Below are 11,909 nucleotides of genomic sequence, written 5' to 3'. Positions count from 1 at the left end.
CATTGGAACCCATCTCTGAAATGCATTTATCAGACGATCCAAATGGGGGAATGGTTGAAACTACCCGTCCTAAATTACTTTGGATTCTTTCGACCATAGCGGTATTAATTCTATTGATTGCCAGTATTAACTTCACCACCATGGCCGTTGGTAGGGCCATGACCCGGGCCAAAGAAGTAGGGGTAAGAAAGACCATGGGAGCTGATTTTGGACAATTGGTCATTCAGTTTTTGACAGAGGCTTTCCTGACTACGGTGGCAGCATTAATTGTTGGAGTGATTCTAGCAGAAGTGCTTTTGCCTACTTTTAATGAGCTTTTTGAGAAGAATCTAGTTCTGGTTTATGGGTTGAAACAGATTTTGATCCTAGTTGGGTTAGTGATTTCTATTACACTTTTGGCGGGTTCATATCCTGCATTTTTCCTATCGGGATTAAAACCCATCAAAGTCTTAAAAGGAACCCTTTCGCTTCATTTTGGAAAGCAGGGATTAAGAAAAGGCTTAGTAGCCATACAGTTTTTCATCTCTTTTCTTTTAATCGCCTCTACACTCATCATGGTACACCAGATGAATACCATTCGCAATTTCGATTTGGGATTTGATCAAAATATGGTGGTGCTGGTAGATGCCGGAAATCCCTTCTCCAAGTTTCATTAAAACCATTAATGAGAGTTTTAAACAAGCGGAATTATATAGACAATCCTTAAATGCCAGGTCTGAGATTCAATCAGCGGGAATCACCATTGCTACTTATGGCGACGATGCATTTTGGAATGCTGGATTCCCATTAGAAGAAGGAAAACAATTTCAGTTCCGAATTAATTTCGTGGGAGGAGATTATATCAAAACTCTAGGACTGGAATTGGTAGATGGACGGGACTTTAACCCTGATTTAGGAGCAGATAGTAGTGCATTTGTTATCAATGAAAAGTTTGCAGAGGCTTTGGGCTGGGATGATCCTACGGCTGAGATGTTGCCTAGCACTCGATTCGATAGCCATGAAATAGTGGGCGTGGTAAAAGACTTCAACCACGCTTCCTTGTACCAAGAAATCGAACCTGTCTTATTTGCAAAAAGTCCAGATGCGGTTTTCAGCGGGATTAATTCTTTGAGTATCAACTCCGCAACTAATCCAAAAGTAATTGTCAAGGGAACAGGGACAGATTTTGAGTCTTTCAGGGCCTTGTTGGAAAGCGAATGGGAAAAAGTGTTCCCTTCGGAGGCATTTAGCTTCAGCTTCCTGGATGAAACCGTGGAAGCCCAATACAGAGCTGATGAGCGGCTTGGTAAAATGGTCTTTTTTGCTGCAGGGATTGCCATTTTAATTGCTGCCATGGGGTTATTTGCTTTGGCAGCATTGAGTATCTCCGGAAGAACCAAAGAGATTGGAATCAGAAAAGTATTAGGTGCTTCTATATGGAGTATTTCGTGGATGTTTAACAAAGAATTCTTGATTATCACGCTAGCGGGTATTTTGATCGCACTCCCATTGAGTTTATATGTGATGCAAAGTTGGATCGAACAATTTGCAGTGAAGGCCTGGCCATCTTGGGTAAACTTCACACTGCTTGCGATAGGTGGAGTTGGATTTACCTTATTGATCGTGTCTGCTCAGGCCTATTTTGCAGCACAAATGAATCCAGTGAAAACCTTGAAAGATGAATAGTTTTCTTTTAATAAATAGTTTAGTCGTAGAGGCAATTCAAACAGAGAAAGTATGATTAAAAATTATTTCAAAATAGCATGGAGAAATATTCTCAGAAATAAGTTGAGAACAGTAATTCATATTCTGGGCTTATCTATCGGGATCTCTATTTGTTTCCTAATTTTTAACGTGGTAATCCACGCCTACAGTTTTGATAACTTCCATCCTGATGAAGATCGAATAGTTAGAATTACCACAAAGTCATCCTATGGAAATATGGAGTTTAGTAATCCGGGAGTTCCATTTCCTTTGGCTGAAGTCATTGATCAGGATATAACAGGAATTGAGGAAAAAGCCCATGCCTATTTATTTAAAAGGACCATGGTCAGTATTCCGGAAACCAACGAAAACTTAGGTAGAAGAAATGGAGCTTTATTGGTATCCAATTCCTTCTTCAGGATATTTCCCAGAGAATGGCTAGTTGGTAAAATGGAACAGGCATTGGAAAAGCCAAATTCGGTGGTGCTTTCGGAAGAAACTGCCAAGGTCTATTTTCCAAATTTGCCTGCGGAGGAAATATTAGGGAAAGAAATAGTTTATTTCAACCAGGATACAATTTCAGCTACAGTTACAGGCATCGTGAAGCCCTACACCGAAAATTCTGATCTTGATTTTACGGATTTTATCTCGATCACCAGTTTAGATGTCCTTCCAGACAATTCCAGATTCAATATGGAACGTTGGGATGCCTTTACTTCAGATTCTCAATTGTTTGTCAAGTTGGCAGAGGGGTAAGTCCAGAGCACCTGGAAGCAGCATTTCCGGAGATGATTAAGAAGTATTTAGGAGATGAGGATGAAGAGTATAGACAACATTTTGCTCAGCCTTTATCCGAACTTCATTTTTCTGATGCATTAGGAAACGAGCCTGCAAACAAATTGATACTCAATGGGCTGGTTATTTTGGGATTGATTATTTTGGTTTTAGCCTGCCTGAATTTCATCAACCTGGAAACCGCTCAGGCCATCAACAGATCCAAGGAGGTAGGAATCCGGAAAACTTTAGGCGGGAGTAAAGGACAGCTAACGAATCAATTTTTGGCAGAGACGCTAGTGATTGTTTTGATTGCCACTTGTATTTCAGGAGTTTTCACTGAACTGTTAAGGTCAGTTTCAACGTCATACTTGCCTGAAAATTTTGAGCTGAAATTCTTTTCCCTGAGTAATTTAGTTTTCTTGATCGGGTTTTCCCTGTTGTTGACCTTGGTAGCGGGGCTATATCCAGCCTTAGTTCTTGGAAATTATGATCCTCAAAGAGCCTTAAAAGGGGAGCGGCAAGGAGTCACCGGAAAATTTTCTTTTGGGTATTTCTCCGGAAGAATTTAACGGTGGTGCAATTTACCTGTTCCATTGCATTTGTCATCATGGTGCTGGTGGTGAATAGCCAATTAAGATTTTTGAGCAGACAGGAAATGGGCTTTGACAAAGAAGCCGTACTATTCATTGCTACCCCATTTATGGAGTCATCTAGCCGGATTGATGTTTTAAAGGAGCGGTTACTTCAAAAATCCTATATAGCTGGAGTTTCGCAAAGTGATGCCTTGGTCTCCTCCAATAGTTATAATACTTCTGGTATCAACCTAGTGGTGGACACTGCCAAAATGGAAATCGATATACAGACCAAGAATATTGATTCATCATTTGTGGCTGTAAATACACTGGAGTTGGTGGCAGGAGAAAACATGAATAACCAGGTAGATCATGTCCTGGTAAATGAGGCCTTAGTGAGGGAGTTAGGACTTGAAAACCCAGAAGAAGTGTTGGGTTTGATGTTTAATTACAATGGTCAAAACAGAGTAATCAAGGGAGTGGTCAAAGATTTTCATGCGTTGAATCTGAGATCTAAAATAAGCCCCTTGGTCATGTTTTATATGCCAGAATATTCACCGATTATCAATGTCAAGTTAGAGAAAGGAACGGATATCAGTGTGGCAAAATCCGAAATGGACCAACTTTTTAAAGGGGTCTACCCATTGGAATCGTCTGAATTTAATTTTCTTGATGAGACGGTTGCAGAGTTTTATAAAGATGATCAAATGCTTAGAAATGTCATGGGCTTTGCATCCGGACTTGCTATTTTGATTTCATGCTTAGGGCTCTTTGGGTTATCTTCTTTTACAATCGCCCAACGCACCAAAGAAATTGGGATTCGCAAGGTTTTAGGTGCGACCATCGCGCAAGTGTTAGTAATGATCAGTAAGGAATATGTATGGTTGATTGGAATTTCATTTGTGATGGCCTCAGGAATAGCTTGGTTCTTTTCAAGTGAATTTTTGAATACCTATGCCTTCAAGATTGGAATGCCATATGAGCTTTTTGCTTTATCCGGTTTATTCATCTTGAGTATTTGCTTACTGATTGTTGGGCTGCATGCTTACAATGCCACCCAAGCAAATCCTTCAGAAGTACTTAAGGATGAATAGAATTAAGTACCAAGTACTAAGTGCCAAGTACCAAGAATAAGAATTAGAGATTTCAGGAATTGAAAAGATAGGAGTCAAATTTCAAATATTAGAACCATGTTGAAAAACTACTTTAAAATCGCTTGGAGAAATATCCTCCGAAATAAACTTAGAACCGGGATCCATATTCTAGGTTTATCTATTGGGATAGCTATCAGTTTTTTGATCTTCAATGTGGTCACGCATTCCTACAGTTTTGACAAGTTTCATCCAGATGGAGATCGCATTTATCGTGTGAACACTTTAACAGATTGGGGAGATGGAGGAAGTTTTCCAAATTCGGGAACTCCTGGACCATTATACGAGGTGATTAGTGAAGAGATTACGGGAATCGAAGAAAAAGGGAAACTGTATACGCTTTATAATACCCTTGCAGCTTTGCCAAATACCGAAAAGGTTTTTGGTAGATCCAATGTGGTGACATTTGCAGATCCCGGGTTTTTTAAAATATTCCCGAGAGAATGGCTTGCCGGAAATCCTGAAACAGCTTTGCTACAACCTGAATCGGTTGTGATCTCTGAAACAAGTTTGCATAAATATTTTCCTGGTTCTGATGCCTCGGATGTATTAGGTGAAGAATTGATGTTTGTGGATTCAGATTCTATCTATGCGAAAATCACAGGGGTAATAGCAGATTATAAGGAGAATACCGATTTTATATTCCATGATTTTATCTCTCTGAGTACGATTAGGTCCGAGGAGCAAATTAGTTGGTATGGGCTTCATGAATGGGGTTCGGTGAATTCCAGCAGTCAGCTTTTTGTCAAACTTGCCCAAGGAGTTTCTCCAGAATCAGTGGATGAGGCGTTTAAGCCATTGATTGCCAAAAATATGGAGTCAGAAGAAAACGGTGAATATGCAACAAGTTTTTTTACAGAGCCGCTTTCAGCTATGCATTTTCAGCCAAATTATGGTAGTAGCCATGTATCCAAAACATTTCTAAATGGATTGATTTTTATAGGCATGATCATTCTGGTACTGGCTACATTGAATTTTGTGAATTTGGAAACAGCGCAAGCGATCAGTCGATCCAAGGAAGTTGGGATTAGAAAAACGATCGGAGGAACACGAGTTCAATTGATTTCACAATTTCTGACAGAGACTTTTCTGATTATTCTAGTCAGTTCAGTATTGGCCTTGGGATTAGTGGAAGGTCTAAAAGTATTATTTGAAGTATACTTGCCTAAGAATTTCACCATAGCGTATTTTTCGCTTTTCAACATCCTGTTTTATACATCTTTTCCTCTGCTTTTGACTTTGATCACAGGGATTTACCCTGCGTTAATTCTTTCTAATTACGATCCTCAACGGGCGATGAAAGGAGAAACGATCCGAAGCGGAAAGTTCTCCATGGGAGTTTTTCTCCGAAAGAATCTTACAGTCATCCAGCTTTCTTCTTCCATAGCCTTTATTATTCTTGTTTTGGTACTGAACTATCAGCTCAAATTTGTGACTAGCCAGCCACTTGGCTTCGAAAAAGAAGCGGTGATGTATGCCAGCCTGCCATTTATGTCTGATCCGGATAAAATGCTGCAGCTACAGGATCGCTTCAATCAGGAGGGAATGGTGCAGAGTGCCAGCCTGAGCGGAAGCCTGGTGTCTTCTACCAGCCTTTGGACTTCGGATGTCAAAATCCCAATGGATACTACTGAAAAGGAAATGTACATTCAGGTAATGAATGTTGATTCTGCCTTTGTCAAAGTCAATGGAATTCCGCTTCTGGCTGGTAAAGATGCTATTGATAAAGTTGATGAAATTTTGGTGAATGAGCAGTTTGTGAAAGAGGCTGGATTTGCTTCCTTAGAGTCAGCGGTGGGTTCGTCGGTTACTTTTAGTGAAGAGCAGGTGACAATTATTGGAGTTGTTGCTGATTTTCATTCCAGAACACTCGGGAGGAAATTCGGCCTTTGTTGTTTACCTACAATCCTGAATATTTTCAAACAGTAAATGTGAAATTGAATTCAGACCAGAATTTGGCTACGGCAAAGGAAAGGCTAGAGCAGATTTATCTGAGCGTTTATCCATATGAGGAAGCTTCGTTTAATTTTCTGGATACGCAGATCGACCGATTTTACCAGGAAGATGTGAAAATCAAAAATGTATTGAGTTTTACATGTGGATTGGCCATTTTGATTTCATGCTTAGGTCTATTCGGCCTTTCCAGTTTCACAATTGCACAGCGAACCAAGGAGATCAGTATCCGAAAAATATTAGGGGCAACTTTAAACCAAATCCTGTTTCTTATTTCCAAAGAATACATGATTTTAGTAGGGATCTCATTTCTGATTGCGGTGATTCCAGCCTACTATTTCTTGGATGATTGGCTGAGTGGATTCAATACACGAGTGAATATGCCTTTTATTCTGTATGCACTAGCAGGATTGGGTGTAATGGCCTTATGCCTGATCATCGTAGGGCTTCATTCATTTATTGCAGCACAGTCTAATCCTGCGAAGGTGTTGAAAAACGAGTAAAAAATTTAGTACTGTTTGATCGGCCCGATGTAAGTTCGGGCCATTACTAGATTTGCAAATTTGATGTGATGCGACTCACCTTTGGGAGTAGTGTCATCAAAAAATTCAAACCATAGATAGTTAAGATTCAAAGCAGGATCATTTCTCCATTGAAATCCTTCAAATGGGTTTTCGGAGGGGGCGTTGATCCAAGAATCCCTGTCCCAATGCCCATTCGGAAAACCGGGGCCCCAATGGCCAACTTCCACTCCATCTTGCCAGATTTTTAGTTCACCATTACTGGAGTTGACGGGATCATTGAGTTTGATCATCAATTCTACGCACATCCACTCATCCCAAACCAATTCTTTTGCTTTTGGACTTCCATTGATCAGATCATTCCCATAGCATTTACCTTGAGCACCAGCTTTCATTCCTCCCCAATAAATGTAAGAGTCCATTCTTCTGTCTTGGATCGGTTCGTAACTCACTGAAAAGCGCTCCCCACCAAGATCGCATGTGCCAGCACTAGGTTTGGGGTAAAGAAGGGCAGGAGAAGAACCGCCAACCCAGACTGATTCGTGATGGATAAATCCTTTGGAGCTCTTGGGATATTTGACATAATACCGGATAAAAACTGTGCACTCGAAGCCTTTTTCAAACTTTTTAAATAAATGCCCTCCATGGTTTTCGGAACCCGTATTAGTCATGACTAATGCTTTTGACCCGGATGCTGGTGCATCCAGACTATCCAGATACATTCCTTCCCCATTTAGGATGTCAGTATACTTGGCAAAAATCCTGTTTAAATCACCTTCGAAGTTTTCTGAGAAAATCACATTTGGATCGTTCTCTATCCCTTGATCAAATGGATATTTTTCTGCTAATGGCAAAGTTTCATGGTGATTCTGTTCACTTTGAAAAATGCCTGCTAAACCACTTACAAGCAAAAAATATAGGAAAGGGAGCAAGGCCATTCTTTTCTTTTAAATCTGGTAAATCTACTTATTGGAATAAATTCAAATTGCCATTTCTTCTAAATTTCGTCAAATCATAATCTGGAAAACCACGTCCTTCAAAAAACTTTTTCTTACAGGTTTTGAATAATTGTTGGATCATTTCCGCTTCTCTTCCTTCACCGGTCATTCTCCGACCAAATTTTGAATCATTGACTTGGCCTCCATGCATGGACTTGATTTTATTCCAGACTTTGTCAAATCGATCTGGAAAATTTTTCAGCAACCAATCTTCAAAAATTGGAGCAACGCTGCCATTCAATCGAACAATAGTCATTCCTGCAGCCAAGGCTCCATGATCTGCTGCAGCTTTGAGAATTGTTGGTATTTCATGATGATTTAGTCCTGGAATAATGGGAGCATTCATGACACCCACGGGAATACCAGCTTTTGAAAGTTCCTCAATAGTTTTGATGCGTTTCAGACCACTGGCAGTGCGCGGTTCCATTTTCCTTCGCAGACTTTCGTCCAGCGTAGTCACAGAAATGTAGACATGGACCAAGTTTTCACCTGCCAGGTCTTTCAAAATATCCAGATCTCTGAGGATCAGACTGTTTTTAGTAATGAGTCCCACCGGATGTCTGTAGCGTAGAAAAGTCTTTAAAAGGTTCCTGGTCAACTCAAATTTTCTTTCCAAAGGCTGGTAACAATCGGTATTTCCAGAAAGACTGATCGGGGCAGGTTTCCAACTCGGTTTGCTAAATAGTTGCTCCAAAAGCTGAACTGCATTTCGCTTGATCATGATCTTACTTTCGAAATCCAATCCCGCATCAAAGCCATAAAATTCATGGGTGTTTCTGGCATAGCAATAACTGCAGCCATGTTCGCAACCCTGATAAGCATTCAGGGAATAAAGCATCCTTAGATCCGGGCTTTTGATCTTATTGACGATGGTTTTGGGATTTTCATAAAAGAGTTTCGTCAAAGGACTTTGGACCATAGGTTCGTCGATCCCTTCTATATGTTCAAATACATAGTGATTTGTAAGGAATCGGTTTTCGGGTTTGATCTGTGAACCTCTTCCTTTAAAGTACTTTTCTGAATTCAATTCCCCTTCCATAAAAGCTAATTTACTGGCTTCAATGATGTAACGAAAGGCAAATAATCGTATTCGACAGCAGATGTCAGTTTATAGGTCTATCATGGTTTAGAATCCTTGAGACTAAAGAGCGAACAGAAAAAAGAAGCATCTTTCCAAAAAAATCAATAAATCCCCAATGGTGTAATTAAAATTTTTAATGAAGTTCATTAGGGAGAAATTCCCTATAAAAGTTAAATTGTGCCATGGTTTTATTATGCCAAGAAATAATTTACTTGAATAACATCTCATGAAAACCCTAAAATGTATTTTTTTTATTATTCTTTCTGGCTTTGCAGTAGGTGCAAGTAATGCCCAGAATAAATCCTTGGAACCAGGATTTACACGATTGTTTAATGGCAAAGATCTTGAAGGTTGGGTCGGAAATAAAGAGTCATATCGAGCCGAAAACGGGATGATTATCATCGATCCGCAAGGAGGTGGAGGTGGAAATCTCTACACAGAAAAAGAATTTGGGAATTTTATCCTCCATTTTGAATTTCAGCTGACACCAGGAGCCAATAACGGTCTTGGGATTCATGCCCCTTTGGAAGGAGATGCTGCTTATGTGGGTAAAGAAATACAGATTTTGGATAACCGGGCAAAGAAATATGCCGAATTGGAAACCTATCAATATCATGGATCTGTCTATGGAGTGATACCTGCCAGACGAGGCTATCTAAAGCCAGTGGGTGAATGGAATCAAGAAGAAGTAATCGTTCAGCATCCGAAAATCAAAATTATTTTGAATGGAGAAGTGATATTGGAGGGAGATTATTTAGAGGCAAGTAAAAATGGGACCTTGGATGGAAAAGATCATCCAGGGCTTCAAAGATCCTCTGGGCATATCGGTTTTCTAGGACATGGAGACGTCGTACATTTTAGAAACATCAGAATTAAAGAATTATAAATCAACAAAATAACTAAATCGTAAATAATGAGTAAGAAAATTTCAGTTATGGACCGACGTGACTTTGTAAAGAAGAGTAGCATCGGTATGCTTGGAGCCGCTTTGGCACCATCTTTTTTAGGGAAACTGAATGCAGAAGGTAGGTTAAGAACTGCACACATTGGTCTAGGTGGAATGGGAATGGCAGATTTAGATGCTATCTCATCCCATGATTTGGTAGATGTGGTTGCGCTTTGTGATGTAGATAGTGAGGCATTAGCCAAAGCAAAGGCCCTTCATCCTAATGCGAAAACCTATGCAGACTATCGTGTTCTATTGAAAGAGCTTGAAGATGAAATTGATGCGGTTGTTGTTTCTACTCCAGACCATACTCATGCACCTGCGTCCTTGATGGCGATGAAAATGGATAAGCCTGTGTATTGTCAAAAGCCTTTGACCCATCATGTCTCTGAGGCAAGAGAGATGAAGAAAATGGCTGAAAAGAAGAATCTGGTAACTCAAATGGGAATCCAGGTTCATTCATTTTATGACTATAAGTTAGCTACACTTTTGATTCAATCAGGAATCATCGGGAAAGTTCATACGGTTAGAGCCTGGTCTCCGAAAAACTGGGGATTTGATGGGCCAGAGCCAGCGGGATCAGATCCGGTTCCATCTACATTAGATTGGAACTTATGGCAAGGTACAGCTCCGGAGCGACCCTATAAAGAAGGATATTATCACCCAGGTAACTGGAGAAAAGTAATGGATTATGGTTGTGGTACGCTTGGAGATATGGGAGTTCATATTTTTGACACCCCTTATAATGCCTTACAGTTGGATGTGCCGGAAACGATCATCAACGAATGCCGTCAACCCACAGGATTTGGTTTTCCAGAGAATAACGTGGTAACCTATGAATTCCCAGGCACACCACAAACTACAGAGAAATTGAAGTGGGTTTGGTACGACGGACCTGGAGCTCCTGCAGATCATGAAGATTTAGTGTTGCCAAATGGAGATCAATTACCTGATCAAGGCGCCATGTTTATTGGTGAGGAAGGCAGATTGCTACTTCCACACTTCCAGCAGTTGCCAAGAAAAATAGTAGATGGTAACTATGTGGAAATGGACATTGAATCATTTAACTTAGGTAAGCCTGTGAAGGACTATGATGCTGAAAGCAAGAAACATTACCACCAGTTTGTGGATGCCTGTCTTGGTAAAGATGAATGTAGTGCACCATTCTCCTATGCAGCCCGATTGACAGAGACCATTTTGCTTGGAGTTATTGCGGGTCGTTTTCCAAACCAGACCTTACATTGGGATAGCAAAAAGCGAGATTCTCAGAGAAGGAAGCCAATAAATACCTGGATGGGAAATATCGAAAATTTTAAAAAAGACCTTCTTAACGGATGAAATAAAACATATGTTTCGTCCGCATGCGAACAAAAATGTTCGAGAAAACAATAGGGTTGAATACCAAAAAATGCCTCTGGAGTAGTTTCAGGGGCTTTTTTTTATGGCACAAAACTGGGAAAGAAAGCAGGAGGATCACAAAAGCCGAAGGTGTGTTCAATTCACCTTTATTTTTTGTGTTTGAAGAACATGACAAATCATTAAAATTCAATTTTCCTAAATCAAACCTTTTTTGGCCATGTGGAAAAATTACTTGAAAGTATCTTTTAGAAATCTCCAGAAGCGAAAGCTGTATACTGGGATCAATTTGTTGGGCCTGACCATTGCAGTGGTAAGTTTTTTGGCTATTTGTCTATATATCCATCATGAATGGAGTTATGATACGATGTATTCGGATTATCACCGGATTTATAAAATGAATCAGGAATTCAAGTCTGATGGGGAATCGCAGTTGGTGTCTACTACACCTTCCAGTTTGGTGCCTTCCATTTTAGAGGAAATACCAGAGGCAGAAACCGGAACCTTGATTTTTGATATCAGTATTTTTTCCACTGTGATGGTAGATGCAGGGGAAGGAAACCAAGAAGAGTCAGCTTTTGCCTTTGTAGATGAAAACTTCTACCGGGTGTTTGATTTTAAAATGGTTTCTGGAAATCCACTACAGGCTTTTTCAGAACCCAATCAAGTGGTGTTGACCAAAAGCACCGCAGAGAGATATTTTGGAAATGCCAATGCAGCTCAAGGTCAAGCTTTAAAAATAGACAATCAAGATTATGTGATCACTGGGGTCATGGAGGACTTTCCATCCAACAGCCATATTGATTTTGATTTTTAGCTTCGTTTAAGACGCATAGACATGGTAGAAATCCGGAGTGGTCTCCTAGTAATT

Annotated in this window: 11 protein-coding genes and 1 pseudogene; 10 read left to right on the top strand and 2 right to left on the bottom strand. The window is 40.1% G+C overall.

What is annotated here, in order from left to right; genetic code table 11:
* Positions 1-20: 20 nt before the first annotated feature.
* From V8V91_RS06240 to V8V91_RS06210, 7 genes are all read left to right on the top strand, one after another.
* Positions 21-656: an ABC transporter permease gene (locus tag V8V91_RS06240; RefSeq protein WP_373399327.1), complete on the top strand. Its 636-nt coding sequence runs from the start codon at positions 21-23 to the stop codon at positions 654-656.
* Positions 625-1,665, top strand: coding sequence for an ABC transporter permease (locus V8V91_RS06235; RefSeq protein ID WP_373399326.1), 1,041 nt, complete (start codon positions 625-627; stop codon positions 1,663-1,665). The genes V8V91_RS06240 and V8V91_RS06235 overlap by 32 nt, the downstream gene beginning before the upstream one ends.
* Positions 1,666-1,716: 51 nt before the next feature.
* Positions 1,717-2,439 carry an ABC transporter permease gene (locus V8V91_RS06230; protein ID WP_373399325.1) on the top strand — a complete coding sequence of 241 codons (723 nt, stop codon included), beginning with the start codon at positions 1,717-1,719 and terminating at the stop codon, positions 2,437-2,439.
* A gap of 32 nt (positions 2,440-2,471) precedes the next feature.
* Positions 2,472-3,029, top strand: coding sequence for an ABC transporter permease (locus tag V8V91_RS06225; protein WP_373399324.1), 558 nt, complete (start codon positions 2,472-2,474; stop codon positions 3,027-3,029).
* 5 nt (positions 3,030-3,034) lie between these two features.
* Entirely contained in the window at positions 3,035-4,126 is a 1,092-nt protein-coding gene (locus V8V91_RS06220; protein ID WP_373399323.1) for an ABC transporter permease, read from the top strand.
* A gap of 96 nt (positions 4,127-4,222) precedes the next feature.
* Positions 4,223-6,112: an ABC transporter permease gene (locus tag V8V91_RS06215; RefSeq protein ID WP_373399322.1), complete on the top strand. Its 1,890-nt coding sequence runs from the start codon at positions 4,223-4,225 to the stop codon at positions 6,110-6,112.
* Complete coding sequence (locus tag V8V91_RS06210; protein ID WP_373399321.1) at positions 6,073-6,639, top strand: ABC transporter permease; 567 nt, start codon at positions 6,073-6,075, stop codon at positions 6,637-6,639. Before V8V91_RS06215 ends, V8V91_RS06210 begins: the two co-directional genes overlap by 40 nt.
* A 5-nt stretch (positions 6,640-6,644) precedes the next feature.
* Here the strand turns inward: V8V91_RS06210 and V8V91_RS06205 are convergent, their stop codons facing one another.
* Positions 6,645-7,511, bottom strand: coding sequence for a hypothetical protein (locus V8V91_RS06205; protein ID WP_373399320.1), 867 nt, complete (start codon positions 7,509-7,511; stop codon positions 6,645-6,647).
* A gap of 112 nt (positions 7,512-7,623) precedes the next feature.
* Positions 7,624-8,694 (bottom strand): PA0069 family radical SAM protein, encoded by a 1,071-nt coding sequence (locus V8V91_RS06200; RefSeq protein ID WP_373399319.1) that lies wholly within the window; start codon positions 8,692-8,694, stop codon positions 7,624-7,626.
* A 268-nt stretch (positions 8,695-8,962) separates the two neighbouring features.
* Between V8V91_RS06200 and V8V91_RS06195 the strand changes: the two genes are divergently transcribed.
* From V8V91_RS06195 to V8V91_RS06185, 3 genes and pseudogenes are all read left to right on the top strand, one after another.
* A complete protein-coding gene (locus tag V8V91_RS06195) occupies positions 8,963-9,622 on the top strand; it encodes a DUF1080 domain-containing protein (RefSeq protein WP_373399318.1) in 660 nt (219 codons plus the stop codon).
* A gap of 87 nt (positions 9,623-9,709) precedes the next feature.
* Positions 9,710-10,998, top strand: a pseudogene (locus tag V8V91_RS06190) (Gfo/Idh/MocA family protein).
* Positions 10,999-11,258: 260 nt separating this feature from the next.
* Positions 11,259-11,855: an ABC transporter permease gene (locus V8V91_RS06185; protein WP_373399317.1), complete on the top strand. Its 597-nt coding sequence runs from the start codon at positions 11,259-11,261 to the stop codon at positions 11,853-11,855.
* Positions 11,856-11,909 lie beyond the last annotated feature (54 nt).

Source organism: Algoriphagus halophilus, from assembly GCF_041729275.1.
Classification (GTDB): Bacteria; Bacteroidota; Bacteroidia; order Cytophagales; family Cyclobacteriaceae; genus Algoriphagus; species Algoriphagus halophilus_A.
This window is presented reverse-complemented; position numbering and strand designations above follow the sequence as displayed.